The organism is Kitasatospora sp. NPDC018619 (assembly GCF_044391605.1).
Lineage (GTDB): Bacteria > Actinomycetota > Actinomycetes > Streptomycetales > Streptomycetaceae > Kitasatospora.
The window spans coordinates 84,989-111,853 of record NZ_JBISAI010000014.1; the positions used below are offsets into that span (position 1 = coordinate 84,989).

At 71.6% G+C, this 26,865-nt stretch carries 34 protein-coding genes; all 34 read right to left on the minus strand.

The window, feature by feature from the left end; genetic code table 11:
- A partial coding sequence (locus ACH5AR_RS22720; RefSeq protein WP_396303282.1) for a DNA polymerase occupies nt 1-1,488 on the minus strand: 1,488 nt, incomplete at its 3' end.
- 11 nt (nt 1,489-1,499) lie between these two features.
- Complete coding sequence (locus tag ACH5AR_RS22725) at nt 1,500-3,053, minus strand: phage/plasmid primase, P4 family (protein ID WP_396303283.1); 1,554 nt, start codon at nt 3,051-3,053, stop codon at nt 1,500-1,502.
- Nucleotides 3,035-3,937: a toprim domain-containing protein gene (locus tag ACH5AR_RS22730; protein ID WP_396303284.1), complete on the minus strand. Its 903-nt coding sequence runs from the start codon at nt 3,935-3,937 to the stop codon at nt 3,035-3,037. The genes ACH5AR_RS22725 and ACH5AR_RS22730 overlap by 19 nt, the downstream gene beginning before the upstream one ends.
- 22 nt (nt 3,938-3,959) lie before the next feature.
- Complete coding sequence (locus ACH5AR_RS22735) at nt 3,960-4,364, minus strand: hypothetical protein (RefSeq protein WP_396303285.1); 405 nt, start codon at nt 4,362-4,364, stop codon at nt 3,960-3,962.
- Nucleotides 4,364-4,543 (minus strand): hypothetical protein, encoded by a 180-nt coding sequence (locus ACH5AR_RS22740; RefSeq protein WP_396303286.1) that lies wholly within the window; start codon nt 4,541-4,543, stop codon nt 4,364-4,366. The genes ACH5AR_RS22735 and ACH5AR_RS22740 overlap by 1 nt, the downstream gene beginning before the upstream one ends.
- Complete coding sequence (locus tag ACH5AR_RS22745) at nt 4,540-4,716, minus strand: hypothetical protein (protein ID WP_396303287.1); 177 nt, start codon at nt 4,714-4,716, stop codon at nt 4,540-4,542. Before ACH5AR_RS22745 ends, ACH5AR_RS22740 begins: the two co-directional genes overlap by 4 nt.
- Nucleotides 4,713-5,033, minus strand: a complete 321-nt coding sequence (locus ACH5AR_RS22750; RefSeq protein WP_396303288.1) for a hypothetical protein — start codon at nt 5,031-5,033, stop codon at nt 4,713-4,715. Before ACH5AR_RS22750 ends, ACH5AR_RS22745 begins: the two co-directional genes overlap by 4 nt.
- On the minus strand, nt 5,030-5,659 hold the full coding sequence (locus ACH5AR_RS22755) for a hypothetical protein (RefSeq protein ID WP_396303289.1): 630 nt from the start codon (nt 5,657-5,659) through the stop codon (nt 5,030-5,032). Before ACH5AR_RS22755 ends, ACH5AR_RS22750 begins: the two co-directional genes overlap by 4 nt.
- Nucleotides 5,656-6,198 carry a hypothetical protein gene (locus tag ACH5AR_RS22760; protein ID WP_396303290.1) on the minus strand — a complete coding sequence of 181 codons (543 nt, stop codon included), beginning with the start codon at nt 6,196-6,198 and terminating at the stop codon, nt 5,656-5,658. Before ACH5AR_RS22760 ends, ACH5AR_RS22755 begins: the two co-directional genes overlap by 4 nt.
- A 75-nt stretch (nt 6,199-6,273) precedes the next feature.
- Nucleotides 6,274-7,026 (minus strand): hypothetical protein, encoded by a 753-nt coding sequence (locus ACH5AR_RS22765; protein WP_396303291.1) that lies wholly within the window; start codon nt 7,024-7,026, stop codon nt 6,274-6,276.
- Nucleotides 7,027-7,302: 276 nt separating this feature from the next.
- On the minus strand, nt 7,303-8,100 hold the full coding sequence (locus ACH5AR_RS22770) for a hypothetical protein (RefSeq protein WP_396303292.1): 798 nt from the start codon (nt 8,098-8,100) through the stop codon (nt 7,303-7,305).
- 70 nt (nt 8,101-8,170) lie between these two features.
- On the minus strand, nt 8,171-8,368 hold the full coding sequence (locus ACH5AR_RS22775) for a hypothetical protein (protein WP_396303293.1): 198 nt from the start codon (nt 8,366-8,368) through the stop codon (nt 8,171-8,173).
- The gene (locus tag ACH5AR_RS22780; protein WP_396303294.1) at nt 8,365-8,916 is read right to left on the minus strand and encodes a hypothetical protein; all 552 of its coding nucleotides are present in this window, start codon (nt 8,914-8,916) and stop codon (nt 8,365-8,367) included. The genes ACH5AR_RS22775 and ACH5AR_RS22780 overlap by 4 nt, the downstream gene beginning before the upstream one ends.
- Nucleotides 8,917-9,032: 116 nt before the next feature.
- Entirely contained in the window at nt 9,033-9,317 is a 285-nt protein-coding gene (locus ACH5AR_RS22785; protein WP_396303295.1) for a hypothetical protein, read from the minus strand.
- 41 nt (nt 9,318-9,358) lie between these two features.
- Nucleotides 9,359-9,604 (minus strand): hypothetical protein, encoded by a 246-nt coding sequence (locus tag ACH5AR_RS22790; protein ID WP_396303296.1) that lies wholly within the window; start codon nt 9,602-9,604, stop codon nt 9,359-9,361.
- Entirely contained in the window at nt 9,604-11,430 is a 1,827-nt protein-coding gene (locus ACH5AR_RS22795) for a LysM peptidoglycan-binding domain-containing protein (RefSeq protein ID WP_396303297.1), read from the minus strand. The genes ACH5AR_RS22790 and ACH5AR_RS22795 overlap by 1 nt, the downstream gene beginning before the upstream one ends.
- Nucleotides 11,431-11,515: 85 nt before the next feature.
- Entirely contained in the window at nt 11,516-12,037 is a 522-nt protein-coding gene (locus ACH5AR_RS22800; protein ID WP_396303298.1) for a hypothetical protein, read from the minus strand.
- Nucleotides 12,034-13,203, minus strand: coding sequence for a hypothetical protein (locus ACH5AR_RS22805; RefSeq protein ID WP_396303299.1), 1,170 nt, complete (start codon nt 13,201-13,203; stop codon nt 12,034-12,036). The genes ACH5AR_RS22800 and ACH5AR_RS22805 overlap by 4 nt, the downstream gene beginning before the upstream one ends.
- Entirely contained in the window at nt 13,203-14,282 is a 1,080-nt protein-coding gene (locus tag ACH5AR_RS22810; RefSeq protein WP_396303300.1) for a hypothetical protein, read from the minus strand. The genes ACH5AR_RS22805 and ACH5AR_RS22810 overlap by 1 nt, the downstream gene beginning before the upstream one ends.
- A gap of 83 nt (nt 14,283-14,365) precedes the next feature.
- Nucleotides 14,366-15,574 carry a phage distal tail protein gene (locus ACH5AR_RS22815; RefSeq protein ID WP_396303301.1) on the minus strand — a complete coding sequence of 403 codons (1,209 nt, stop codon included), beginning with the start codon at nt 15,572-15,574 and terminating at the stop codon, nt 14,366-14,368.
- Nucleotides 15,575-15,578: 4 nt separating this feature from the next.
- On the minus strand, nt 15,579-17,885 hold the full coding sequence (locus tag ACH5AR_RS22820; protein ID WP_396303302.1) for a hypothetical protein: 2,307 nt from the start codon (nt 17,883-17,885) through the stop codon (nt 15,579-15,581).
- A gap of 11 nt (nt 17,886-17,896) precedes the next feature.
- On the minus strand, nt 17,897-18,433 hold the full coding sequence (locus tag ACH5AR_RS22825) for a hypothetical protein (RefSeq protein WP_396303303.1): 537 nt from the start codon (nt 18,431-18,433) through the stop codon (nt 17,897-17,899).
- A complete protein-coding gene (locus ACH5AR_RS22830; protein WP_396303304.1) occupies nt 18,394-18,672 on the minus strand; it encodes a hypothetical protein in 279 nt (92 codons plus the stop codon). The genes ACH5AR_RS22825 and ACH5AR_RS22830 overlap by 40 nt, the downstream gene beginning before the upstream one ends.
- A 115-nt stretch (nt 18,673-18,787) precedes the next feature.
- Entirely contained in the window at nt 18,788-19,390 is a 603-nt protein-coding gene (locus ACH5AR_RS22835; RefSeq protein ID WP_396303305.1) for a hypothetical protein, read from the minus strand.
- Nucleotides 19,391-19,409: 19 nt separating this feature from the next.
- On the minus strand, nt 19,410-19,838 hold the full coding sequence (locus ACH5AR_RS22840; RefSeq protein ID WP_396303306.1) for a hypothetical protein: 429 nt from the start codon (nt 19,836-19,838) through the stop codon (nt 19,410-19,412).
- Entirely contained in the window at nt 19,835-20,092 is a 258-nt protein-coding gene (locus ACH5AR_RS22845; protein WP_396303307.1) for a DUF5403 family protein, read from the minus strand. The genes ACH5AR_RS22840 and ACH5AR_RS22845 overlap by 4 nt, the downstream gene beginning before the upstream one ends.
- A gap of 10 nt (nt 20,093-20,102) precedes the next feature.
- Nucleotides 20,103-20,486, minus strand: coding sequence for a hypothetical protein (locus ACH5AR_RS22850; protein ID WP_396303308.1), 384 nt, complete (start codon nt 20,484-20,486; stop codon nt 20,103-20,105).
- Nucleotides 20,483-20,911, minus strand: coding sequence for a hypothetical protein (locus ACH5AR_RS22855; RefSeq protein ID WP_396303309.1), 429 nt, complete (start codon nt 20,909-20,911; stop codon nt 20,483-20,485). The genes ACH5AR_RS22850 and ACH5AR_RS22855 overlap by 4 nt, the downstream gene beginning before the upstream one ends.
- A 9-nt stretch (nt 20,912-20,920) precedes the next feature.
- Nucleotides 20,921-21,994, minus strand: a complete 1,074-nt coding sequence (locus ACH5AR_RS22860; protein ID WP_396303442.1) for a P22 phage major capsid protein family protein — start codon at nt 21,992-21,994, stop codon at nt 20,921-20,923.
- Nucleotides 21,995-22,018: 24 nt separating this feature from the next.
- Nucleotides 22,019-22,519: a hypothetical protein gene (locus tag ACH5AR_RS22865; RefSeq protein WP_396303310.1), complete on the minus strand. Its 501-nt coding sequence runs from the start codon at nt 22,517-22,519 to the stop codon at nt 22,019-22,021.
- Between the two features lie 8 nt (nt 22,520-22,527).
- Nucleotides 22,528-23,385 carry a hypothetical protein gene (locus ACH5AR_RS22870; protein ID WP_396303311.1) on the minus strand — a complete coding sequence of 286 codons (858 nt, stop codon included), beginning with the start codon at nt 23,383-23,385 and terminating at the stop codon, nt 22,528-22,530.
- Nucleotides 23,345-24,808, minus strand: coding sequence for a phage portal protein (locus tag ACH5AR_RS22875; protein ID WP_396303312.1), 1,464 nt, complete (start codon nt 24,806-24,808; stop codon nt 23,345-23,347). The genes ACH5AR_RS22870 and ACH5AR_RS22875 overlap by 41 nt, the downstream gene beginning before the upstream one ends.
- Nucleotides 24,808-26,466, minus strand: coding sequence for a terminase (locus ACH5AR_RS22880; RefSeq protein WP_396303313.1), 1,659 nt, complete (start codon nt 26,464-26,466; stop codon nt 24,808-24,810). Before ACH5AR_RS22880 ends, ACH5AR_RS22875 begins: the two co-directional genes overlap by 1 nt.
- A gap of 167 nt (nt 26,467-26,633) precedes the next feature.
- Nucleotides 26,634-26,861 (minus strand): hypothetical protein, encoded by a 228-nt coding sequence (locus ACH5AR_RS22885; protein ID WP_396303314.1) that lies wholly within the window; start codon nt 26,859-26,861, stop codon nt 26,634-26,636.
- Between the last annotated feature and the right edge of the window lie 4 nt (nt 26,862-26,865).

A 26,865-nucleotide genomic window follows, 5' to 3' on the forward strand; every position in this document is an offset into this window, starting at 1 on the left:
GCCCCCCGGCTTGAGGCGGGGGCCCGCCGGGCCGCCGCGGGGGCGCGGGCCCCGCTTGCCCGGGACGGCGGGGCGGGTCTGGTGGGCCCGCGGCGCGCCCCCGCCCTGGTCGGCGGTGCCGAGACCGGCGATCTTCGCCAGCGTGCGCTGCCCCTTGTCGAAGTCCTCGCCGTACATCATCTCGGCGGCGAAGCCGTGCAGGTCCTTGCCCGAGGCGATGGCCCGGATCATCCGGGACTCACCGGACAGCGCGGCCAGCACGCGGAGTTCGACCGCCTGCTGGTCCACGGAGAAGTAGACGTGGCCCGGCTCGGCGACCACGCACCGGCGCACCTCCCAGCCGTGCGAGGGAAGCTGGGCCATTGCGGGGTCGGAGTGCGAGGCGCGGCCGGTCTGGGCACCGAGCGGGTTGATCTTCGGGTGGATGCGGTCGAAGTGGTCGCGGTTGTTCAGCATCGCCTCGGCGTAGCTGGTCGACCACTTCCCGGCCCTTTTAGCTCTCAACACGGCGTCGGCGAGCGGGTTGGGCTCGCGCATCCCCAGGCGCTCCCAGTCCTGGTCAAGGTCCGCCAAGGGCAGCAGCACCTCCTTGGCCACTGAGAGCGCGCCGCTGTCGGTCTTCTCCGTAAGCCGTTCGCCCATCCCCAGCAGGGCGCCGGCCACCTGGTCCGGGGAGTTCACCGAGTCGACGCCGAAGCGGGCCGCCACGTCGGAGAAGAACTTCTTCTCGTCGGCGAGCCGGCCGACGAGCCCCTTGGTGTACTCGGGGTCGATCAGCATCCCGGTGCGCTGGAGCTTCGCGCATACCAGGGCGAGTTGGTGTTCGTAGGGCAGCAGCGCCGAACGCAGGCCCTCGGCCCGGTAGCGGTCCAGCAGCTTGGGCAGCAGCCGGGCGACGAGCAAGGCGTCGAGACCGGCGTACAGCTCGTAGACGTGGTGCGAGAGGTCGATCCGGGCCCAGCCGTTCTCCTTGGTCAGCCCGAGCCCGTTGAACACCTTCGTGAGGTCGTTCTGCGTGTCGGGCGCTGCGGGGTCGACGTACCAGGCGGACAGCGGTTTGAGGGACAGGCCGACGCCGCCTTCGTAGTCGTGGCGGCTGTCGAGCAGGTGGGCCGCGATGCGGGAGTCCTGGGCGCGGGGGTAGAGGTCTTCGAGCCGGATGCCCAGTTCGGTGTCGACCTTCAGTGCGTCGAACGCCAGGTTGTGCGCGACGAGGTTCGGCAGTGCGGCCAGGGCCTCGATCGCGGCGGCGCGGAAGGGGCCGCCGAGTTCGACGGGGATCACCCACGCGGTGTGGGTGTCGCCGAGCTGGACGAGGCGTATTCGGTCCGTCCACGCGAGGCCGGTGGTCTCGGTGTCGAAGCCCAGCAGGGTGCCGGCCGCCGCGTGGGCGGTCCACCAGGTGCGGAACTCCCGCAGGTCGTCCGCTCGTTCGGGGACCTTGATCTCGACCGGCTCTCCGGCCAGCCGGTACGGGTGTACCCGCATGTGCTCTCTTCCTAGTCGTTGGTGGTGTCGAAGACCCCCGGGCCGGCGGGAGCGCTCTCGGCCGCGAAGCGGACGCCGAGCAGCACGCGGCCACGGGTCATGCGGTGCTGGCGGATGCCGCGCTCGTCCAGGGCGGAGACGAATCCGCGGCGGGTCCACGCCTTCTCGCCCTGGGCCTCGCACCAGTCGCGGTAGGCGTTGTAGGCGTCCTGGCTGGGGACGTGGTGCTTGTCGTCTCCGGTCTTGACCAGGACGTCCGTCAGGAACTCCGCCAAGGCATCGCTGTTCTCCTTGAAGTTGGCGGTCGCGGCCTTGATGCAGTCGGGCTCCCTCAGCCCGTCGCGGTACCACTCCACCGCCCCGGCCACGGCCCACGCGGCGATGCCCTCGGCCTCCTTGCGCAGGTCGGCGAAGATGCCGTGGTCGCGTTCCTCCGGTGCGAAGTAGCGGTCGAACTTGATCAACTTCACGCGCCTCCACAGGCCCTCGTCCTGCGACCGGAACGCCGGGGTGTGGTTCGACGCGAGCCACAGCAGGAAGGTGGGCTGGTAGGTGAAGAAGTTCTCCCGCATGAACCGCGCGGTGAGGCGGTCCGACCCGGTGGCGCGCTTCAGGACGGACTCACTCATCGCTTTGCCCGCCTCACCCTCGCTGGCCATCACCATCCGGGCCCCGCGCAGCGCGGCCAGGTCGGCGGGGATGCTGGAACCCCGGTCCTCGAAGGTCTCGAAGCGGGTCGTCTCCGACAGGTCCCCGAAGACGTACGAGAGGGTGTCCAGGAACACCGACTTGCCGTTGGCGCCCGTCCCGATCAGCACCGCGAACGCCTGCTCGGCGGTGCTGCCCGTGATGCCGTACCCGCACAGCCGGCGGATGTAGTCGACCATGGACGGCTCGGTGGGGAACACCTCCTTGAGGAAGCGCCGCCACCGCTTCGCCTTCGCCAGCCGGTTGTAGTTCCAGGGCAGGGACTTGGTCAGCATGTCCGCCGGATCGTGCGGCCTCAGAACCCCGGTGCGCAGGTCGAGGGTCCCGTTGGCGAACGACAGCAGGTGCGGCTGGTTGTCGAAGTCGTCCACCGAGCAGTTCACCCCGCGAACCGACGCCAGCTCGCGGATCATGTCATCGATCCTGCGCGCCATCGTGAAGCCCTTCGCGGCCTTCGCCAGCGGCAGCGCGGCGACCTGCTTCTCGTACTCCGCCTCCAACGCGTCCCCCGCGAGCTTCAGCGCCAGGGCCTCGCGGATGACCGCCTTCTCCCGGGCCAGCGTCTCCACCATCGCCGCCCCGAGGTCGTGGGCGGCTTGGCGCACCAGCACCTCGTCCCTCACCCAGTGCGTGCCGTTCCACACGTGGAAGCCGACACCGTCGGCGTACTTGATGCCGCCCTTCCTGAACCGCACCAAGGCGTGGGCGTTGACGATGTCCGAGGCGCCGTAGCGCGACGCCGCCTCGCGGTAGGCGGCCACCGCCTCGGCCGGCGGCAGGGTCAGCGACGGCCCGTCCGGCACGTACGGGGTGGTCAAACGGTCGATGTGGCACACCGTCACCGGGTGGATCTCCAAACTGCGTAGTCCTTGAAACCGGCGGGCAGGGTCAACCGCCGGGCGGGCACACCCCGTTCGTGCAGGGCGGCCAGGATGGTCTGGGCGAAGGCGTGGCCGGAGCGGTCGTTGTCACCGCACACCCGAACGTCCCTGTCGGCCAGGCCGGCGGCCAGCGCGTCCAGGGTCGACGGGTCGTTGTTGAGCAGCGCGGCCCCGCGCACACCGACGGCGTTGTGGCCGTCGGCGACGATCGCCAGCGGGTCCGACAGGCCCTCGGCGACGATCCACGGCGCGCCCGCGTCGGGGCCCGGGAACACCCCGAACCGCTGCCACTCGAACCCCTCCGGGTTCGCCAGCGAGACCCACCGCACCGGGCATCGGCCCGACAGGTCCCGGCCCTGGGCGCCCCTGGCCTCCCCCGCGAAGTCGTGCATCGGCACGACGAGGCGGGGGTAGCGGAGGAACGGGGTCGGGACCCAGTCGGGGCACGGCTGCGGGCCCGGCCACCAGCGCAGGCCCAGCCGCTCCTGCTCGGCGAGGGAGAGGCCGAAACGTTCCTGCGCGTAGGCCACGGCCGGGGCCGCATCGTCTCCGGCCGGCAGGCCGTCCAGCCACACCCGCAGCCCGGCCGCCAGGAACGGGGAGACCGGCTGCGGCCGGGCCTCGGCGACGGCGACCAAGCCCTCGGGGTCGACGTTGAACAGGTTCCTCGGCAGAAGGCCCATCCCCGCGACGACATCCTCGAAGCGGCACCCAGCGCGACAGGCCAGGCCCACCATGCCGGACGTCTTCAGGTTGAGCCACAGCGACGGCTTCCCGTCGTCGTGGGCCGGGCAGCGGGCGACCCACTCACCAGGCTGGTAGTCCCGCCACTCCTCCAGGCGGTCCAGGATCGCCGACATGCGCAACGTCCCGCTCCTCTCTCTAGTAACCGGCCTCCCGCAGGGCCTTGACGATCGCCGCGTGGGTGCGGATGGACGTGACGGCGTACCCGTCCTCGGTCCGGGCCCGGGGCCGCTTCACGTAGGCGACGCCGAACGGCATCCCGGCGTTCTTCGCCTCGGCCTCGGCCTGGCGGACGTAGGCGGCGAGGTCGAACTGCTTCTCGGCCTTGCACTCTCCGGCGAACGGGCGAACCCCGAGGTCGCCGATGTCGTTGACGCCCTCCTGTACCTGGCGGCGGACGTTGTCGCGGTCGGTGGGGTCCTTCCAGCGCACCGCGCGGTCGCCGTCCTTCCAGAACTCCCGGTACTGGCCGAGCTGTTCGTTCAGGTAGTCGGCCACCGCGGACTCCCAGGCGGTGCCCTTGGCCTTCGCGCGGTTGGCCACTACGCGGACACCACCGTCAGGGCCGCGCCCCGGAACACGGCGACCGCCGCGGCCTGCCAGTAGCGCAGCCAGTCGGGGCGCTGGCGGGCGTCGTGCAGGAAGACGATCGTGTCGCCGGGCCCTGCCGTGTAGAGGTCGCCGATCGCCGGGGCGGTGCCCGCTCCGATGCGGTAGGTCATGTGTCCTCCTGGTCACGGGGTTCGCGGAAGTCGGCGACGTGGGCCGAGTCGGAGGCCCGAAGCACCCGGGCGGCGGACGCGCCGGCTGCGGCGAGCGCCCGCGCCCGGCCGTGCAGGAAGGCCCGGCGCTCCTCGGGCCGGACCTTCCACAGCGGCGTGGAGTAGTCGGTCAACGAGCCGTCCCCTCCTCCGGCAGGTGGGCCCAGGAGGTCCGCCGCGCGATGTGGCGGCACGCCCGCTCGGAGATCCCGAAGGCGTCGGCCAGCGGGGCGAGGCTGGCGCCCAGATCGGCGCAGCGCCGGATGGCGTGGACCTTGCGCTCGGTCAGCTTCGCCTGCGAGTTGCGGGTGCCGGCCGACGGCGGGCGGGGCGACTCGCGGAAGGCGGAGCGCATGATCTCCTGTGCCCGGTCGACGTCCGGCAGGGGGTTGACGAGGCGGGCCGGGATCGGCCCGGCGGGGGTGGGGGTGCGCACAGGGTCCTTTCTCATCGGGGGTTGGCGTACGCGGCGGCCAGCTCGGCGACGGCGTCCAGGCTGTGCAGGTAGGCGCGGTTCGTCTGGTCGGGGATGCTCAGGGCCTCCAGGCAGTCGACCAGGCGCATCACCGCGTCCGCGACGGCATCCGGGGCCCGGTCGGCGATGTCCTCGGTGGCGTGCTTCATCCGCTGCACGTAGGTCGTGATGTGGCGGCTCTGAGGCACCGGGGCCAGGCGCACCGTGGGGTCGGCGGCGAGTTCGGCCTCGGCCTGCTCCAGCGTCACGTCGTCCGGCTTCTCGGGCTTCGGCTTCGGCGGATTCGCCTTGCGGTAGAACTCCGTCCACGTCTTCGAGTCGGGAAGATCCACGTCCACGCCCGGGGCCAGCTCATCGCGCGGCGGGACGTGCCCGGCCTCTGCGAGGAGATCCCATGCCGCGAGGTAGCGCTTGACCGTGTTGACGCCCTTGCCCGACGTCTTGGCGAACTGGGCTGCGCTGGCCTTGACCTCGTCCATTTGGACGAGGTCCGTGCGTTCTCCGGACAACTTCTCCTCTACGCAGCGTGCCGCGAGCATCGCGAGGAACGCCTTGCTTCCTGCCTTGCCGAACAGCTCGGCGTCCATCTCCCAGGCGCTCACTGCTGGGCTCCCATCGCGTCGGCGATCTCCTGGATCGCGGCGGCTATGTGCTTCGGAACGACGACAGTGACGTAGCCCGGGGGAAGCGGCGGCGTGACAGGAACGCTCGGGGCCACGGCCGCGCGGCGCGCGTCGGGAAGGTCCCTGATCGCGAGGGTGTAGCGCGGGGAGAGCTGGTTCTTGCCTGCGGCGACGATGTACAGGATTCCGGGGCCGGAGAGGATTCCGGCACGCGCCGCCATCTGCTCGAAGGTCAGGCCCGTGCGGTCCCGCTGCTCCAGCAGCTCGTCCCCGCGCATGCGGCTGCCGGGCATGTTCGGCAGGTGCACGCCCGCCCCGCCGGGCGCGGGCTTCCTCGCCTGTGCCCGCACGGCCGCCTCGGTGCGGCCGAGCAGCCGGGCGACCTCCGTGAAGGCGACGCCCCGGGCGCGCAGCTCGGTGAGCCGGTGCTTCTCGGCGGAGTCCCACGGCGCGCCGTGGCGGTGGTTGCCCGCCCAGGGGGCCGGCTGGTGGACGGTGACGGTGGTACAGGGGTACATCGGTTTCTCTCTCCAGGGAAAACGGGGGCGGGACCGGCCCCGAAGGGACCGGTCCCGCTGGTGGTGGAGCGCCGGTTAGAACGGCGGCTCCTCCTCGATCGCCGCCGCCTTGGTGTCGGCGATGGCCTGCTCGTAGGGCTTGATCACCTTGGCGGTGAGCTTCTGGTAGTCCACGTCCCGGCCCGCCTTGCTCTCGTACTGGACGCGTTCGTTGATCAGGTGGACCAGGGCCGGGCCGCCGGCCTTGGCGAGGGCGTTCTTCAGCGCGGGCAGTTCGCTGATCAGCGTCCAGCCCGACGTCTTGTAGCGGAAGACGCCCAGGTGCGGGTCGTGCGCGAGCCGGAAGTTGATGCGGATGTCCGGCTTCGGCCCCCGCTCGTCCTTCGCCCGTGCCCGCAGCTCCGCGATGGTCCGCGGGCAGCGGCACGGCACGCCGACGTCCTCCGGCGGGCTGAGGAAGGTCCGGGTGTCGCAGTGGTGGGCGAGCTTGCCGTTGACCCAGTGCTTCATGTCGAACTCGATCGCGTCGGGGCCGTCGATGATCACCTCCACGCGGTCGGTGTCGGTGTCCACCGCGATGGCGTCCTCGGCCTCGGTGTCCAGCTCGTGCGGGGTGCCGCCCAGCAGCTCGGCCACGGCGTCCGCCGTGGCGGGCAGCGCGCAGGTGATCCGCCACTGGTGCAGCGCGCGCGGGAAGCCGCCGGCCGGGTCGGGCTCGTAGGCCCGGAAGGTCCCGGCGACGTCCGGGCGGGCGTTGGCCTCGGCGCGCTCCGCGCGCTCGGCCAGCTCGGGGTCGCTGTCGAAGATGTTGTCGAGTGCGTCGCTCAAGGGCATCCGTTTCTGTCAGGGGGTGGGGCCGCCGGTCGGCCGGCCCCGCGTTCACACCGTTTAAAGGGGCGGCGGTTAACAGCCGCTCTCGTGAGCATTGAGCTGCGGCGGGTGACAGCCGTGCTCGCAAACGTTGAGCCGGGGCGGTTAACAGCCCGCCTCGAACCCCGCTCGCGGAGGTTGAGCCGGGGCGGTTAACAACCCCGCCCAGAGGGTTCAGCCGGGGCGGTCAACACCCCGCCCCGGGCGTTGAGCCGGGGTGGTTAACAGGCCGGTTCAGGCAGCGCGGCGGGCGGTGCCCGTGAGGTGGCCGGTCTCGTTCTTCCAGGCGACGCGGCCGATGATCCCGGCGTCCGAGGCGCGGTCATCGGCGAAGCGGCGGCGCAGGGTGAGGAACCGGTCGAAGATGTCGCGGTCGATCCTGACGGGGCGGAACTCCGCCCTGTGCGGGGTGATGTGGAGCACGGCTCCGGCGTCGATCTTCGGGAACGGCTGGAGCTTGCGGTCCACGGTGATCAGGTCGTCCGCGTGGGCGTAGGCGGCGAGCTGGTAGGCGACCGACAGGTAGACCGACTTCGCGGTCTTCAGGTCGCCCAGGACCGTCTTGCCGTTGATCTTCACCATGAAGTCGAACGAGCCGGCGTACTCGTGCTCGCGCGACCAGGCCACGTCTTCGGCGTGCAGCAGCTCGGGCTGGTAGCGGTCCAGCCACGCTTCGATGTGCGGGACGTACGGCTCGACGTCGTGGTGCGGGTAGGGCACCTCCTCGCCGCGCAGGCGCAGCTCGAAGTAGTCGTGGACCAGCGAGCCGACGTCGGCGCGGACCTTGGTGTAGCGCTTCGCGGCGTAGGTCAGGAAGTCGACGGCGGCTTGGCGGTCGCGGGCGGCGATGCGCTGGACGACCTCCAGGTCCGTGACCGCGCACTCGGCGGCCATGCCGGCCGCCCAGGTCTGGAGGAAGGGCTTCGCCTCCATGTTCAGGATGCTGGTCACCGACGGGGCGAGGTCCCCGGTGTTGGGGTGGACGTAGTAGCGCGAGCCCTTCTGGTGGATCGTGCGGACGCCTTCGGACATGTGCTCTCGTTTCTGCGGCGGGGCATGGGAAAGGCCCGCCCGGGGCAGGGCGGGCCGGGGAAGGCCGGGGTCAGGCCGTGGTGGCGAGCGAGGGCAGGGTGTCCGAGAAGCCGGGCACCTCCGCCCGGACGCGCGCGGTGGCGGCCTGCTCGCCGGCCGCGCGTTCCTGCGGGGTGAGCGGGTCCGGCACGGGGGTGTAGATGAACACGATGTTCTCGATGGCGGTCGCGGTGCGGTCGATCGCGTCGTAGCGGTCGCGCAAGGTCACAGGGCCTCCAGGGCTGCGTGGATTCGGGCGTGGAAGTCGGCGAGGGTGCCGGTGTTGGGGATCACCTGGTCGGCGTGCGCGGGGCCGAGCTGTTCGCTGGGGTGGTCGCCGTCGGGGGCGCCACGGTCGATGAACCAGACCGCGAACCCGGCCGCGCGCAGGGCGTTCACCTCGTTGTCGAAGCGCACGTCGGTGACGACCACAGGCCGCTGCGACGCGGCAGCGGCGGTGACGCAGCGGGTGATCCAGAAGTCCTCGGCGACGTGCCGGCGGACGCCCTCGGTCCCAAGGCGCTGCAAGAAGCGGCGGGCCGCTGGGAACCTGTCCTTCACCGCCTCCCAGCCGTAGCGGTCCACCGCAGCGGCGAGGTGGACCGGGACCGGGGCGTCGACGCCCAGCAGCTCGACGCCCACCACGGGGTCGATGTCGTAGGCCATCTGCTTGAGCGGGTCGGCCAGCGCGCGCCGGACGTACCCGTACTCGGCCAGCACCCCGGCGGCCGTGTCCTTGCCGGACCTCGCCCGGCCGATCAGCGCGATGTTCTTCATGTCGGAACCTCCTTCGCACCCCGTTGAGCCGGACCGGTTAACAACCCGTCCCGCAGAGCCCCGGAACGCGAAAAGGGCCCCGGCCCGTCCACGCAGGACGAGCCGGGGCCCAGGGGTTACCGCTTGCGCTTCATGCCGTCGCCCTGCGGCGGGGCGGCGGTGTGGGGGTCGGCGTGGGGGCACGCGCAGCACTCGGCGAGCGCTGCGGCGCGGGCGGCCTCGGTGCTGGCTGCGTCGGTGGCGTGCGTGACGACGCGCTTACCCGCGGAGTGGCCGGCGGCCATCGTGGCGGCCATCAGCAGCAGGCCGATGACGGCCTCGTTGGTCTCGATCCCTGCGAGCTTGGGCACGACGGTGCCCAGCGCGGTCAGCGCAGCGACGAGGGCCGATCGCGCCTTCACGGGGTTGTCGGTGATCCAGGTCTTCAGGTCTTCGATGGTGCTCAGCCTTTCAGGCGTGCGACGACGTCGGTGATCAGTGCGGTGCCTCCGGCGAGGCCGGAGGCCACGACGCCGTAGCGCCAGCGCTCCAGTGCGCGGACGCGGTCTTCGTGGTCCTTGAGGGTCTGGTCCACGGTGGCGCTGCTCTGCGCCAGCGAGCGGACGTCCTCCCGGACGCCCACCAGCTGGTCGTAGATTTCCCTCGGGCCGATGACGACGCCGCCCAGGCGCTCGTTCTCGTCGGCCATCAGTACCCGCCCGCCTTCCAGGCGATCGACTCGAACGAGCCGTACGTCGCGTTGGCGTAGCGGACCCCGGCGATGATCGAGTCCACCGGGTTGAGGATGTCGCGGTGGCCGGGCAGCGAGTAGGCGTCGAAGGTCGGCCGGATGCACTGGAGCAGCCCGAACGTGCCCCCGTACACCTCGTTGCTGTCCCAGTGGTTCTCCGCCAGTGGGTTGCCGCCGGACTCGACCATCGCCCGGTGCTCGATCGCGGCGGCGGACGGGACGAGGTCGCCGTTCGCCCGCAGGATGTCCCGGGCCTCTTCGATCCACCCGGCGAGGTCATCCGAGTAGCCGGTGCCTGTCGCGGCCGGCGGCTCCTCGGCGACCGGAGACGGGGCGGCCGGAGCTTCCTCGGCGGCCGGGGCCTTCGGCTCGGGCTCGACCTTCGGGGCCGGTGCCGGGCGCGGGACGGGGGCGGAGCCGTCCGGGATCACGATGTCCTGCCCGGGGAAGATCAGGTCCGGGTTCGCCACGGTGGCGGTGTTCGCGGCGACCAGCGCCTCCAGGGTGACCCGGTAGCTCCCGGCGATGTCCCACAGGGTGTCGCCCGGCAGCACTGTGTGGACCGGCGCGGCGGCGGCCCCGGCGGGGGCGGTCGGGAGGCTGACGACCTGGCCGGCCTCGATCCGGTCCGGGTCGGTGATCTGCGGGTTGGCGTTGACCACGGCGTCCAGGCCGACGCCGTAGCGGACGGCGATGGCGGCCAGGGTGTCCCCCGCGACGACGGTGTGGGTGGCCGCGCCCGGGGCCGGGGACGGCAGCGGGTCCGGATTCGGGGCGGGCTGCTCGGGCTCGGCCGGGGCGGTCTCGGCCGATTCCGGGCTCGCCGTCGCCTCCGGGGCGGCGACAGGGGCGGACGCGGCGGGGACGGTGAGCTGCTGGCCCTCGGTGATCCGGTCTGGGTCGGCGATCTGCGGGTTGAGGGTGAGCAGCCCGGCAACGGTGGTACCGAGTGCCACGGCTATGCCGCCCAGGGTCATGCCCCGGCGCACGGTGATCGTGCGGGTGGCCGGCGGCACGGTCGGCAGTGGCTCGGTGGCGTCGCCGTGCTCGGCGAGGAGGCGGGCGAGCTGCTTGGGGCCGGGGATGCCGTCGGCGTCGGCGGTGTCGCCGATCTTGATCTGGTAGGCGCGCATCGACTCGGTGTCCGCACGGCCCCACACCGGGCCGGGGCCCTGGGTGTAGCGGGAGCAGCCCGCGCGCACCAGGGCGCGGCCCATGGCGGTGATGTGCTCGCCGCGCGCACCCGGGCCGTACGCCAGCCCGTTGATGGTGACGGCCTGGCCGGTCGACGGCGCGGTGGTGCCGCTGGCGCCGCTGGTGGAGTAGGCGGGGCGGCCGACGCCGAGCACGACGGAGCGGGGGCGGGTCTTGCGCACCACGCAGCCGCCGGAGCCCTGGCCCGCGCCGGAAGTGCGGGCGGTGTTGCCCTCCACCGTCTTCACGCTCTGGCCGGGGGCGGAGTCCTCCAGGACAATGCCGACGTGGTCGGCGGTCGGGCCGCCGTCCCAGGAGAAGAACACGATGTCGCCGCGCTTGAAGGCGGCGTCGCGGCCGTGCCACTGGCCCTTGTCGCGGAAGTACTGGACGTGGCTGGGGCAGTAGGCGTACTTGCCGACAGTCGCGGCCTCGCCGCCCTTGTCGGCGCACCAGCTCACGAACATGTCGCAGTACGGCTCGTGGTTGAGCCCATACCAGCGGCCGAACGGGGTGTCGTAGTACTTGCCGTTCGGGGACAGGCCGCCCCGGTAGTTCTGGTCGGCCCACGTCAGGGCCTCGGTGATCATTGCTTCGCGGGAGATGGAGCAGGGCCTTTCGGGTGTGCGACGGGCCACCTACTCACGTGAGTAGGTGGCCCGCGAGGTCGGGGTGTCAGGCGTAGCCGGGCGGGATTGGCACGGGGGTCCAGGTGCCGGCCTCGGTCGCGCGCGGGGCCTGGTTGAACGGGAGGGCCATGGCCACGCCGGGGTCGACGGTGCCGCCGCCCTCGACGTCGGTGCGGGTCTGGAGCTGGACGCGCTGCCATTCGCCGGGCTGGCCGCCTCCGGTGGGCAGGACCCAGTCCAGGCGGACCCAGCCGTTGTTGAGCGCACCGCCGGTGTACTGCCACTCCGCGGTGACGGCGCGGGCCCGGTCGACGTCGAACAGGCGCAGCCAGACGCTGGCGCCCTGCTTGGCGGAGACGCGCAGGTCCAGGCGCAGGACGGGGTGGGCGATGCCGGCGGTGGGGATGGTGGCGGCGGCGCGCCAGGTGGTGGTGACGTCCAGGCCGGGCCGGTAGGGGGTCATGGGCAGGACCGCGCCGAGTGCGGACGCGGTGCGTTCCATGGAGGCCAGGCGGGTGTCGATGGTCTGGAACTCGTCGGCAAGGGTGGGGCGGCCGTAGACGGTCACGCGGCTGCCTCCAGTTCGCCCTTCACCCAGTCGTCCACGCGCTCGAAGATCGTGACGGGGACGAGGGCCAGGGTGGTCTCCTCGCCGGTCCGGGAGACCTTGGTGTTGATCTCCTGGATGACGTACTCGGCGTCGATACCCGGCCACTTCGCGGTGCGGGCGCGGACGCGGATCTTGTGGCCGACACGCAGCTCGGCGGCGGAGTACTCGCCGCCCGGGTGCAGGGTGACCTCCGGCACGACGATCGGAAACGCACCGACAGCCGTCATGCGCTCGGCCTGCGCGGTCAGGGTCTCCACCCGCACCACCGAGTTGTTGGTCTCGATCGCGGCCAGGCGGGGGATGCGGCGGCCTTCCTCGGTTTCGAGCTGGCCGTTGTACCACCAGGACTTCAGCTGCGACCAGCCTTCGCCCGCGCCGTTGACACCGGTCTCGGTGCACATCTTGTCGCCATCGCTGGTGACGGAGGTGACGGTGCAGTTCGCCCCGTGCTCCAGGACGATGCCGGTGTCCTGGCCGCTGGCCGGGTACAGGAAGCGGAAGTGGTTGCGGATCACGCGGGCGTCCACGTCCCAGTCGTGATCGATGCGGAAGTCGAAGCCCTTGATCACCGCGCCGAGCTGTTCGACGGCCTCACCGACGGACTTCCACGCGAACCAGTCGTAGGTGCGCTCGCGTTTCATGGTGTCCAGGTCGGGGCCGAAGGTCAGCGCGCCGGGGCCGTTGCTGCCCCAGTAGCCGTACTCGCCGGGGGCGACGGGCGAGGGGTTGTCGGCGAACTGCTGGATCAGCTCGCGGGCGATGGTGGTCTGTTCGCGTGGCGTGGTGCCGGTGGAGTACCCGAGGTTGATGATGTTGCGGCGGTAGTACTCCCACAGGCCGACGCAGTCGAGCGTCATCTCCTCGGCGGCCAGGTCCACGTTCCAGGTCAGCAGCGGGCCGCCCCACAGGACGCGGCTGCCGCGCTGGACGTGGGCGGTGATCCGCCACGGCGATATGAGCGACCAGTCGAGTCCGGCCAGCGGTTCGGAGGCCAAAGGGACCGTGAACGAGGCGGAGCCGGGGGCGTTGAGGATGGAGCGGTAGTTCAGGGCGGAGACGGGCAGTTCGGCGAGCAGGGCGCCGCCCTTGAACTCGGAGAGGATCACGCGGTAGTCGGACGCCATCAGGCCGCCGGGAAGACGACGGCGTCGGCGCAGGACGTCCACGACGCCACGAGCCGGACGTTGTTGGCCTGGGTGTTGTCCGTGGTGACGGCGGTGGCAACGCTCAGAGGTGTTCCGGCCGGCACCTTGACGGTGGCGGTGCCGCGAACGTCGCGGGAGTCTCCGGCCCTGATGTACTGCGGGCGTCCCGCACGGCGGCGCTCGCCGTGCCCGATGACCATGGGGACGATCCATCCCTCGCCGAAGTCGCCCCGGTAGCTGACCTCGAAGGACACCGTCGCCAGGCGCGGGTACGGGGCGGCGGGCGCGGTGAACTGGTGCCAGCCCTCCGAGCCCCACGCTCCATCGTTGGCCTGGTAGGAGATGTCCAGGCGGACCGCGCCCGGGACGAGCGGGGCGGTGGTGTTCGGGCCGGTGACCTTGTGCAGGGCGGTGGTCGCGGTGTCGTAGACCAGGGAGCCGGCCGGAGCCCCGGCGGTGACCTGGGCGATGCCCTGGGCTCCTGCGGTGCGCAGGTGGCGCAGAGGGGTGGTGTCGAGCTGTCCGGCGGTGACGAAGCGCTGGTCTTCGATGCCGGTGATGCCGGTCTGGGCGATGTTCACCAGCGCGAGCCGCACCGCGTTGGACGGCACCGGCCAGTCGCGCGCGCCGGGGGTGGACTCGGCGAGGACGGCGATCGACCAGCCCTTCGCGCCTTCCTTCGTCACCTGGGTCCCGGAGGCGGCGGTCGCGTAGGGGGTGCCGTCGGCGGCGTAGGAGACGGGCTGCATGTACTGGTCCGCGGTGGTGCGGATGTCGGCGAGCTGGGGGCCGGCGGGGACGGAGTCGGGGTCGGCGAAGGCCACCACCAGGTCGGTGCGGGCGGCTTCGCCGGGCTTGGGGGTGGAGCACTGGAGCTGAATGCCGGCGTCGAGATTCGCGAAGTGCACCGCGCCCTTGTGGCTCACGGCGACGTCGTCTGGCAGCCACACCGACCCGGCCGCCACCGAGACCCTGGGGGTGGGGTTGTCGACCTTCTCGACCAGCAGGGCGGTGGGCCCGGCGACGCCGACATGGGCGCCCCGGGTCCCGCCGATCATGGTTCGCAGGTCGAGCGCGTCATACCTGCCTTGCTGAATGAAGAGTGGGGCGCGGAGTTCAACAGCCAAGAGAACAGGGGTCCTTACATCCAGGCGGAGCGCCAGAAGACGTCCGCCGTGACCCCGGTGGGGCCTTCCAATACGTCGAGTTGAACGGTGCTGTCGCCGGGTGGCAGAGCGAACCAGGTGGAGGTGGGTTCGACCTGGCCGAAGCGCGAGGCGCCGTTGAGGGTGATGCGGCGGCGGCCCATGTCGACCACGAGGGCGTCACCCCGGCCGATCCTCAGCCCTCTGGTGGCGAAGCGTTTCCGCACGCCGCCGTGGACGAGGGTCAGCGAGGGGTCGCGGACCTCCCCGTCGTGCGGGGTGAGCCGCACGACGGGCCAGGTGTCCACCGAGCCGGTGTTGTCGATGTCCGGCGCGGCCCGGGTGGTGGGGCCGTTGCCCAGGTCGAAGGGGAACGTCAGCGGGAAGATCGGCCTGCCCTCGCGCGGGGCGGCCACCGCGACGGTCGCGCGGGCTTCGTCGGCGGAGTACAGGCGCGGGTCGGTGGCCAGCAGCTCGACGGTGACGCGGCGGCGTCCGGCGTGGAAGTCGCGGTCGATGGTGACGGCGCGCTTGCGGACCCGGGCCATGATGCGGGCCTTCCCGCCGGCCACCCCGGGGAAGGCGAACTCGAACGGCTTCTCCTCGCCGCCGGGGGCGAACGCGGCCAGCAGCGCGGGGAGTTCGTGGTCGTCCAGGGCCAGCATGGTCAGGGTGACGGTGCGGGCGCCCATGTAGTCGGTGCCAGGGGTCAGGCCGTCGCGCTGAAGCAGCTCGGCGTCCGAGCTGCGGACGTCGGGGGCGTCCAGGAGGCCGGCGACCTCTTCCAGGACGACGGAGGAGTCCTCCCCGAGCAGCAGCCCGCCCCAGGCAGCGGTCCACGGCTGGCCGGTGTAGGGGTTGTGGGCGCTGGGCTGCGGGCCCGCGTCCGGCAGCGCGGGCGGGGGCAGGTCCGGCCGGGTGCGGAACACCACGGACTCGGACCATTCGTCCAGGCCGGGGCCGGTGCAGTGGTAGCGGACCCGGTACTCGGTGTCCGGCTCCAGGGGCGGGTCGTCGCCCAGCGGGCCTTCGTCGCCGACGAGGGCCGTGCCCGGCCAGGCGGGGTCTTCGGCGTCGTAGTGCGCCTTGCCCGTGGCGGTGTTGGTGGTTTCGACGTCCGTCCACGCGCCCGGCGTCTTCGTGAAGAAGACCCGGGCGCTGGTGGACGTGACCTCGCCGATGAAGGGTGGGGAGAGAGCCCCCAAGCAGCTACCTCCCGGAGGTCTTCAGCTCCCACGCGATGGCCTTGCCGATCTCGTGGGGGTCCGCGTTGGTGCGGGCGTTGACGGTGATGTGCGCGCCGTAGCGCTCCCGGCCTGCGGCCTTGGGCTCGGTCTCCGGGTGGCGCAGCCCGGCGGCGGCGCGCTGGCCGTAGCCGTAGGTGTCCAGCGAGCGCAGCCCGGTGGCGACCGGGCGAAGGGCCTGTTCCAGCGGGCTCGCGTACGCGGCGGCCGGCATGGCGAACGCCATCATGGGCGCGGCCATCAGCGAGCGCGGCGCGGCCACCGGAGCGGAGGCGGGCGCGGCGGACTTGAACGGGTTGAGGCTGCTGACGATCCCAGAGACGACGCTCGTCACGGAGATCGACTTCATGCCGTTGACCAGGCCCTGGATCGCGCTCTTGCCCTTGTCGAACAGCAGCGAGCCCAGGTCGCCGATCGCTCCGAGGATCTTGCCCGGCAGGCTGGAGACGTACGAGACGACGGTCGAGATGCCGGAGGCTACGCCGCTGGCGATGTTCGACCAGGCGGAGGTGACCACGCTGACGCAGGAGTTCCAGGCCGACGACGTCCAGGACTGGACGTTGCGCCACGCCGCCGAGACGGCGGACCCCACGGACGAGGCCGCCGACGACACCGTGGACGTCACGGACGACCACGCGGACGAGGTCCAGGACGTCACGGAGTTCCAGGCGGACGACGTCCATGAAGAAACGTTTCTCCACGCGGTTGAAACGGCGCTGCCGACAGCGGAGGCCGACGACGAGACGGTGGACGTCACGGACGCCCAGGCGGAGGCCGTCCAGGAGGTCACCGCGGACCAGGACGAGGCGATGGCGGAGCCTGCGGCGCTGGCGGCCGACGAGACGGTGGACGTCACGGACGCCCAGGTGGAGGCAGTCCAGGCGGTCACGGCGGACCAGGCTGCGGAGGTGGCGGCCGTCAGTCCGTCCCAGGCGGCCTGGACGGCGTGCCAGGCCGCGACGGCTCCGACCGCCAGGGCGTTCCAGGCGGCCATCGTGATGTCGAAGCCGACGACCAGGGCGCGCAGGCTCAGGTCGACCAGCCGCATCATGGCGGCCGTGGCCTCGGCGTTGTCCTTGAAGACCTGGAAGAACTGCTGGAGGGTGCCCGCGAACCACGAGATCGACGCAGCGATCTCGGGCGAGAACTGGACCGCCAGGGAAGCGAGTCCCTGGAGGAAGACGTCGAGCAGGCCGTTCAGCGGCGGCAGCAGCGCCTTCAGCCGGTCGCCGCCGTTGGCCAGGGTGAGGAAGAAGTCACCGAGGCTGGCGCCGATGCCGACGAGCGCCTTGGGCAGCTCGTCGGTGAACGCCTTCATCCCCGGCGAGTTCATCGCCGCCGTGAGCTTGGGGAACAGGACGTCCGTGAAGTCGGTGATCGACTTCACCATGGGGCGTACGAACTGCGCCCCGGCGTCGAAAAACGCCTTGACCTGCGGCTCGGCCTGGCGGAACCAGCCCGTGATGTCGCGAAGCGCGCCCCCGAACTCGGAGCGCATCAGCGCCGTCGCAGGCTTGACGGCCTCCGACGCCGCCTGCATCGCCTCCTCGGTCTTCTTACCGAGGGCCTTCATGTCGCCAGCCGCCGCGATGGCCGCGAGGCCGATCGGCAGGACCGGCAGGGCGGCCAGCGCCAGGACGGCGACCAGCCCGGAGGCGACGACCGTCACCCACGAGGCGATGGCCGTCACCGCGACCAGCAGCGGAGCTGCGGCAGCGGCGGACTGGGCGAAGCCGGCCGCGATGCCCAGGGTGCCCTGGGCGGCCGAGCTGATGCCCGACCCGATGCCCTGGAGGGCATCGGCGGTCTGGGTGATCGAGAGGGTGAAGAGCCGCCCGAAGTTCCGGGCGACCTCCGCCGCGCCGGAACCGATCGACGCGAGACCGGACTTGACCCGCTCGATCCCACCCCTGGCGAGGTGGACGTTGACGCCCAGCCGCCAGCGGCGGCCGGTGAACGCCCGAAGCTGGGCCTCGGCCGGCGCGGTGTCCGCGTCGGCCCTGACCCGTGCTCGTCGCTCGCGGGTGAGCGCTGCGATCCGGGCGGCGGCCTCGCCGGTGTCGGCGACGACGTTGACCCGGACGTTGCGGTCGTGGGTCAGCTCCCGCAGCCGGGCGTTCACGCCCGTGGTGTCAAGGTCCAGCTTCACCTTGAGCTTGGTGTACTTCTCCAGCATCTCCAGGTATTGCTTGAGGCGCTGGCGGAAGTCCGAGGTGTCCGGCAGGACGCGCACGTGCACGCGCCCGGCCTCCTTGCCGCCGGGGCCGGCCATCGGCTCACCTCCTACGTGAGTCGGACCGGCGCGGGCCGCGTCTGCGCGGTGGAGCGCGCGAGCACGGCCGCCGGAAGGCGGAACGTTTCTGCAAGGGGGGTTGTCTCGGCGAGCACGGGGCCGCCGCCTTCGCCGACTTCACGCTGGAGGGCGGCGGCGAAGGGGCTCGTGCCGGTCGGCCGGCGGGGCTTCCCGGCGTAGGGGCGCGGGTACGGCTTCGGCCGCTCCACGCTGCGCGGGTTCTTCGCGGCCTTGGCGACCTGGACGTGGGTGAGCGCCTGCACGGCGTCCACCAGGTCCGCCAGGACGTAGGTCCGAGCGTCCCAGCCCAGGGCCTCACGGCCACCGCGGAGTGCGGCCACTGTGGCGGAGTCGTCGGGGAGCGTCCCGATCAGGGCGAGGATGAAGCGGGCGGAGTGCCGGCCCCGGAACCAGTCCAGGACATCCGTGCCGCAGTAGCGGCGCAGGTCGGCGGTGATCTCCGCGCCGTGCTTGTCCAGCAGCCTGATCAGGCCGGCGCTTCCCCCGGCGCGGCCTCCTGCATCCACGCCTCGACCACGGTCATGGTCTGCTCCAGCGGCAGCGCATCGATGCTCTCGCGCATCGCCTTCTTGTCGGAGGCGACCGCGACCAGCAGACCGGTCATCGCGTCGATGCGCTTGTCGTTGGAGACCTTCTTCGACTGCACGACGTCCAGCAGGGAGAGCGCCGCCTTCAGGTCACCGCCGGGCAGGGCCTCGATCCGGCGCAGCCTCAGCTTCTTGCCGTTCTTGGCGACGAACTTCATGCCCTTGCCGGTGTGCTTGCGCTCGGCCTCGGCGGCGAGGTCGGCGAACGCCAGGGTGGTGCTCAGGGTGCAACTCTCCTTGCTGGGTGGTGCGGTGGGGGTGGGGCGGGGAGGCTTACGCGGCGGCCTGGAGGCCGGCGGCCAGGTCGAACACCGGGGTGACGGAGCCGAGCGGCGTGCTCTGGTTGAGGGCCACGACGGTGGCCTTCACGGGCATCTCGCCGAGCGCGGCGGGGTCCATGGTCACCGAGTCCGCGCCGATGATCGACGTCTTCGGGTAGTGCCAGACGACGGCCTTGCCTCCGTCCACGGCGGCGATCATCAGCGCGCGGTTCTGCGCGGTGGGGCTGGTCGGGATCGAGAACATGCCCTTGCTGTCCAGGCCCTTGTCGGTGCCGTAGTACAGCTTGTACGACTCGGCGGTGAAGTCGCTGAGGTTGATCGTCACCGCGTAGGTCTTGCCGGGGTCGGTGGTCTTCAGCGACTTGTTCTGCCAGCTGCCCAGCACCTCGGGCTCGTCGCCGTCGACCGACATCTCGATGCCGTTGTCCAGCGAGGTGTTCCCGATGGACTTCCAGGTCAGGCCCTCGGGCCCCCACTTGGTGCTGTCCTTCGGGTCGAACCCCGGCTTGCTCAGGTCCGGCAGCGGGGTGCCCGGGGTGGCGACGTAGATGTATCCGGTGCCCGGTACCAGGACCGGGGCGTCGTCAGCAGCCAAGCTGACTCCTTTCCGGCCCTCAGCGGGGCCTTGTAGCGATCATGTAGTTGGCCGAGAAGCGGTAGAAGTCCGGCTGGGCCTCGGTCATCGGGTCGGTCGTCATGAACGGCCCCGTCGCCTCGCGGAAGCGGGAGAGGTAGCCGTCGGCGTTGCCGAACTGCTCGAAGGTGAGGCGGACCAGGCCGGCGCGGGCGCGGCGGGCCATCAGGGAGGCGTCCGCCCGCGAGGTCGCGTAGGTCTGGACGGTGAACATGCCCTCATCGATGAACCGGCGGTCCTTCATCGTGCCGCCGACGCGGCGGGCGATCACCAGGCCGCCGCTGGTGCGCAGGGCGAGCTGCCAGTCGGTGGGCAGGTAGACCGCGCAGCGGTGCTCCGGCAGGACGGTGCGCAGGGCGTCCAGGACGATCCGCTCGGAGTCGGGCATCAGGTAGGGCTCGCGGGTCACCACAGGGCGGCCTCCATCGCGTGGATGCCGTCCACGTGGCGCCCGGCGCGGTGGTTGAAGCCGCCCCAGTTCTTGTGTGCGGCCAGCGGGTCCAGGTTGATGATCGCGTAGCCCTTGGAGTGGCGGCGCACCTTGAGTCCGGCGATGAACTCGCCGGTGTCGATGTGCAGCGCGGCCTTGGCGACCACGCGGGCCTTGCGCTCCTCGGCTTCGAGCTTGAGCGCGCCCATCACCCCGGGGAGACCCGCGATCACGGCGTCCAGGTCAGGACGGAGTTCCGCCACTCTGGCCACCGCCTTCCACGATCACGGTCACGAACCTCATGCGAGCCGATGCGCCGTGGTGGGCGCGGGGCGGGTCGACCACGGCCCACCGGGTGCCGGGGTCGCCCTGGTCCTCGAACTCGATGGCGGACCACTTGTCGATCACGGCCTCCGGCGGGAGCACGATCTTGCGGCGGATCGGCGGGGCCCAGCCGACCTGAGCGCCGACCGGGGCCCGCCAGCCTGCGGCGTCGCCGACCGGCTGGACCCACGCCGAGTAGGTGGTGCTCGGCCCGGGTGCCGGCCGACGGTCGCCGTAGCCGTCATCGACCATGACCACCGTGTGGACGGTCACGCGGGTGCGCCCGCGTTCCAGCAGGCTCACACCGGCCCCCAGGAGTCCTCGGGGTCCGGGAACGGGTAGCCGGTCCGCAGGCCGCGCGAGGCGACCTCGCGGCGGGCCTGCACGGAGCGGAGTCCGGAGCGGCCTGCCACCCGTTCGATCAGCGCGACTTCGCCCCGGGTGAGGGCCAGGCCGATCGGTGTGCCGTCCGGCATCCGGTAGGAGACCTCGCCGGCCTGCTCCTGCACGTAGCCCTCGGGGTTGCGGAAGCGGCGGTCGGCGACGGCCAGGGCCAGGGTGCGGATCACCGGCGGGTGCCGCTCGGGCGACCAGGCGGGGTGGCCGGTCGCGGCGATCACCCAGAACGCGTCCTCCAGCGCGGCGCTGGCCCGCTCCCAGTCCGGGGTGCCGGGCTCGGGAGCGGGCTTGCCCAGGCGCTTGAAGAGGTCGGCGACATCCAGCGCCACAGGCACCCCTTACTTGGTGGAGGTGCCGGCCGCTGCGGGCTCGCCGGTGAACGTGACCTTGACGCCCCGGACCTTGACCAGGTTCTTCGGGTCCTGCCAGTTGGTCTCGCCCTTCTTGAGGTCGGTGACCAGGGTGGCGCCCCAATACGAGGAGAGGAACGAACGCTCCATCGCCGCGCCCGAGTTGTAGTCCTTGATCCAGCGCAGCGCGAAGCCGTCGGCACTCTGCCGGCCGCCCTTGGCGGACTCCGGGACGGACGGCGCGCCGGAGACGAGCTGCACGGCGCTGCGGTGGAAGGCGTAGATGCCCATCGGGTTCAGCACCCCGTTGGTGGACTCCACGATCTTGAAGCCGTGGACACGGCCGATCGTGGCCTCCTTGAGGGCCGCGCCGCCGTCGGCGTGCTCGGAGGCGTTGAGGATGGACGAGGAGTTCAGCAGGTAGAACGCGGCCTCGGAGCCGAGCACGGCGGTGCGGCCCTCGGTGGGGATGTTCTCCTTGTTGAGCTGGACGCGCAGGCGGGCGAGGGCCTTGCGGATCATCTGGCCGGCGGCCTCGTCGCTGGCGGCCTTGGAGAGGTCCACCGGGATCTTCGCGGCGGTGGCGACCTCCGGGAACTCGTTCATCGCGGAGGCGACCTTGTTCTCCAGGCGCTCGGTGATGGAGTCGATCTGCGGGACCATCACCTGTTCGCCGAACGAAAGCAGGTCAAGGCTCAGCTCGGCGTCGGACAGGTCCACCGCGGAGTAGGCGTGGGTGTCGAGCCGGACTTCGAGCAGGCCCTCGTTCAGGTTCTCCGACTGAATCCAGGTGGAGGCGTCGTTGAACTTGCGCTTGGCGTCGATCGCCTCCTCCGCACCCTTCAGGCGGGCGGGGCGGCGAATCGAGATGACCTGGCCGGTGGCGTTGACGAACTCGGACGCGGCGCGGCGGTCGAACATGCCGGCCAGGACCACGGAGTCCTTGAGGTTGGCGAGGGCCTGGGTGACCAGCTTGTCCGGGTTCTGGAAGGCGTTGGCACGTGCGGGGTTGAGAGAGATGGCGCTGTTCCTCGGGAAGACGGAAAGCCGCCCCGGGGGCAGGACGGCTCAAAGATGGGGTGGGGGTCAGATGCCGTAGCGGCGCTGGCGCAGCTTCTCGGCCAGGCCCTTGTACGGGTCGGGCTCGGAGTGCGGGGTCAGCCCGCCCGCGCCCAGCAGCGGCTTCGGCGCGGCGACGGCGGCCAGCTGCTCGGCGTGGGCGCGCACGGCCGCCTCGTCACCACCCTGGACGAGGGCGGCGAGCACGGGCGGCAGGGCGTACTCGGCGGCGATGCGGTCCCGAAGGGCCTGCTCCTGGAGCTGGGCGACCTGGGCGCGCAGCTCGTCCGCCTCGACCCCGGCCTCCTGGCCGCGCTCGCGGGTCGCCTCCAGGTCGGCCTGCATCTTCTCGTACAGCGCCTTGTAGTCCGGTTCCACCGGAGCCGGGGCGGCGCTCTCCTCGCCGCCCTCCTCGGTGGGGGCCGGGGCCTCGGGCTGCGGCTCGGTGGGCGGGGTGTCCGGGTGGGCCACGCCGCCGGGGATCGCCTCGGCCGGGGTCGGGGTCTCGGGCGTCGGGGTCTCGGACAAGGTCTCTCCTAGGTCTTCGTGGTCTTGCTGTAGTAGGTGCGCCAGTCCGCCAGCGAGCCGCCCCCGAACCGGCGCCACATCGAGGCGAACCGGCCGTTCTCGGCGGGGAGCTGGTAGCGGCGGGAGAAAATCGGCACGGCCTGGCAGTGGCAGTGGGGGTGGGCGCCGAACGCGGCCGTGCGCTTCGACTTGTAGACCGCGCCCCGGGAGGCCATGAGCGCGCAGAAGTAGCACGGCGAGCTGTCGGTCTTGCGGTAGTAGCCGATCGCCCCCGGGTCGTCCTGCAACGCGGCGTGGATCGCGTCCCGGCCGCCGTCCTGGACGAGCATGCCGCCCGCCCCCGTGCTGCCGGTGCGCAGCGACTCCAGGAACTCCTTCTCCCAGGCGATGAGTTCGGCGTCGTCCAGCGCGGCCGAGCCCCGGCCGGCGCGCTCGCGCTCGTGCCGGGCGACGCGGTCGGCGACCTGGTGGCGGAACGCCTCCGCCGCCCGGTCGGCCTCGCGATTGAGGTCGGCGGCGGGGAACGGGTTGCGGATGTCCACGGGCAGAGGCGTCGACGGTCCGGAGCCGGTCCGCTTGCCCGTCGCCTTGTTGAAGTCCTGCCACAGGGAGCCGAGCGAGGCACCCGGGCGGTAGCCGAGGCCTCCGACCACGCGGCCGGTCTCCAGCGCCCGCACCAGCCGGTAGAAGGCGATGGACAGGCGGTAGGAGGCCGCCGCGGATTCGCGGATCGCCGCCGCGAACTCGGCTTCCAGCTCGCTCAGCGAACCGGCGACCTCGCGTGCTTCGACAGTGGCCAGCACCTGAGCCCAGCGGGCTGCGAAGTCAGCGGCCAGCGCTTCCTGAGCGAGCTGGTACGCGGCCACCGCCCTCAGGATCTCGGCGGACCTTGGAGTCCACGCCACCGGCCGCCTCCTTCTGCTGCTTCAGGGCCTCGGCTTCGGCCGCCTCCGCCTTGCGGGCGGCTTCCTCGGCGGCCTTCACCGCTTCATCGATGTCGGCCTGGGAGAAGCCGGGGACCTTGCGCAGCGCGACGGCGAGCGGGACGCCCTGCTGCATGAGCTTGACCATGGCGTCGGCGGCCTGCGCGAGCGAGCGCGTTGCCTTCTCGGCCCACTCGACCTGGCTCTCGTCCTGGGCGATCTCGCCCCGGCCGGCCGCACGCGCGCACAGCCGGAACACGCTCTCCCACGACTCGCCCAGCGAGTCCTGGAGGGTGGACAGGAACCGCTTGAACGACGTCTCCGCCGCCGCCAACGCGTCGGCCGACAGGTTCACCAGGTTCGACCCGGCCAGGTAGTGCGGCGGCACGTCCGCCAGACCCATGATCTCCTCGATCGTCTGGCGGCGGGAGGCCAGCAGATCGCCGGTCGGCATCGCCGGGAGCTGCCCGAACTTCGCATCGGAGTTGGGCGCCATCAGCAGGGTCGACGGGTCCAGGCTCGGGACGTCGTAGACGGGCTCGCCGGTCTCCGGGTCGCGCAGCGGATCACCGGTCTCCGGGTCCAGCCGCTCCGACGGGGCCAGGCCGGTGCCGAAGCGGATCGCGTGGGCGCCCCAGTGCTCGTTGAGCAGCAGCGACAGGGTCTGCTGGTTGAGGCGGTCCTGCGAGACGATCAGCGGCTCGACCAGGCCCCGGGTGCGGCCCCGCAGGTCGACGGCCGGCGCGAACCGCACCACCGGGCACACGCCCATGCCGTGCGGCTCAGTGGCGAGCACGGCGGCGTCCGGCTCGGCGTCCAGGTCCACGGTGTACTTCGCGACGTCGTCCCACAGCCAGGCGAGCGTGCGGTGCTCGTCCGGCTGCTGCTCGGGCACGTGCAGCGCGTACACCGGATGCTCGTCCCACGCCGGATCGGTGTAGACGGCCACGGTGCTGATCGCGTCGTAGGCGCGGATCAGCGGCTCGCGACGGCCCTTACGCGGGTCCGGCGAGACGACGACGTACGCCGCCCCGGAGGTGAGCGCGGCGCGGTGGACGGCGTTCTGCCGCTCGTCCAGCCGGTTGTTCTGCCAGTACCGCCACTCGTACGCGTTCTCGCCCGAGCCCGGCTTGCGGAAGCCCTGCACCCGCAAGGCGTTCAGCGGGGCCTCCACCGCCAGGCCGCTCACGTTCACGATCGAGCGCTTCACCAGGTCCTTGAACTCGGCGTTCGCCTTGGCCGGCATCCACGGCGCGCGGTGCAGGCCCCGGGCGTAGCGGTCGACCAGGTTCAGCCGGTCGAAGTCGCGGTCGATCAGGCCCTTCGCGTGGCGGGCACGCTGGAGAACGACGGGCAGGGAGGACATCAGAACCCTCCTCTGGTCTGTAGCGTTCCGGGCCGCTTCTGCGGCTTGAGCTTGCCGCTCTCGGCGAGGCGGCGCAGGGCGATCCAGGCGATCAACATCGTGGCGTAGAGGTCGACTTTCAGCTTCGACTCGCGGGACTCCTTGCCGAACGAAATGCCGTACTGGTTCGGCCGCTTGCGGGCGTTCAGGGTGTGGCGGGTCAGCGAGTAGTCGCGCACGTGCGGCAGGGCCGCCGTCTCGATCGCGCCGACCATCGCCATGTGCTCGGTGGTGATCTCGCGTTGGTTCGCTCGCATGTCGAACCCGCAGGTCGACTTCCCGGACGCCTTGATCAGCAGGTGCTTGCCGTACTTCTCCGACCAGTCGGCGACGTAGGACTCCCACCCCGCGACGTCGGCGAAGAACGCGGTAACGGTGTACTTCTGAAAGACGTGGCCGACCATGTCGTTGACCTCCTGGCCGTCGACTTCCCAGTTCTTGCCGGCCGGGCCGTCGGGCTTCTCCCACAGCGCGAGCTTCTGGACGAGCTTGTCCCGAACTCGCATGGCCAGCAGGGCTGTCGAGTCGTCGGTCTTGCCGCCGTCGAAGGCCAGCACGATCCGCTCGCCGGGCTTGATGCCGTCCTCGGGCTCGACGGTGGCCAGGTCCCAGGTGTCGCGGTCCACCAGCGCGTCATCGTGACTGGAAAGCTGGTTCAGGTACTTGCGGCGCGACTCGTCCTCGGTGGTCGACGCCGACCAGATGTCCTTCATCACCCGGTCCGGGTTGATCCACACCGAATCCCCCCGGGCGCACAGGATCGCGGCGCGCAGCTGCTGCTCGTCGGCGAGGTCGACCCCGGGCGGGGCCTCCACCGAGTCGTAGTAGATGCCCGCGTCGCGGTTGACGCCGTCGCGCTGCTTCTCGAAGGCGTACCAGGTGCCCTCGGCGACGGACTCCTCGCCGATCACCGGGGCGTTGGTGATCTCCATCGTCCGCCCGCCCACCTTCGTGGCGTTCGGGCGGATCGTGGCCGCCAGGCGGGGGCCGTGGTTGCCCTCCACCCAGTGCCAGGTCTCGTTCAGCAGCGCGAACGAGGGGCGCCCGCCCTCGGCGGCGCGGAACGACGACGCCTTCGCCTCCAGACGGCACTGCCGGCCGTCGGTGTCGGCCTGCGAGGCGTAGCAGACCTCCTGGCCCAGCTTGATCGCGTACCGGTCGATGGCGGCCTGGGAGAAGACGGTGCTCAAGGCCGACATGGTGTTGACGTTCTGGCCGGCCGCCGTGGCGAAGATCTGCACCCACGCCTCTTGCGGCGGTCCGCCGATCGGCGAGCCGTCGGCGCGGAAGCCGACCAGGCGGCACGGGCCGACGAACTCCATCGCCGCCACGCTCGCCATCATCGGGTCCTTGCCCCAGCCCTTCAGGCGGCGCAGGGTGCCGGACTCATGGCGGAAGGCCCGGCCCCAGGTCTCGGGGTCGTTCGGGTCCTCCGGAACCGCGCCGTCGCGCAGCTCATACCAGCGGGCGAGGATTCTGACCTGCTCCGGGGTGTACTTCCAGTCCGGCCGGAACGCGCGGGCGGACCAGCGCAGCAGCTCGCCCGCGAGCGTGCGGTGCGGATGCGGGACGGTGTCCGGGATCGTGCAGACGGGCTCGTAGGTGAGGGGGTGGTTCATGGGTCACCCCCTCGCGGAAGACGTGCGTTGAAGTGTCGAGAGTCGCCAGCACCGCTGGTCGCAGATCAGTTGGTCTGCTCTCCACACGCCCACGCACGGACCTCGTCCAAATGGACGAGGTCAAGCCGCTCTCCGCGCGTGCGGAGCTTGCGAAGTGGCCCGCCGGCCTACGGCTGGGCTGCCTCCCGGCGGGCGCGTTCTTCCAGGTCGCGGGCCATCGCGGCGGAGACGTGGTCACCCGCTTCGAAGGGCGTGGTCATGTCGTGGGCCCACAGCTCCCTGGCCGTCTCGTGCGGCACCGTGGAGTCCAGGCAGACCTGGTAGTAGGCGATCGTCCGGGCGATGCGCAGGGCCTCGTCCGAGGGGCCGGCGGCCCGTGTCTTGCGGCGTGCCACGGAG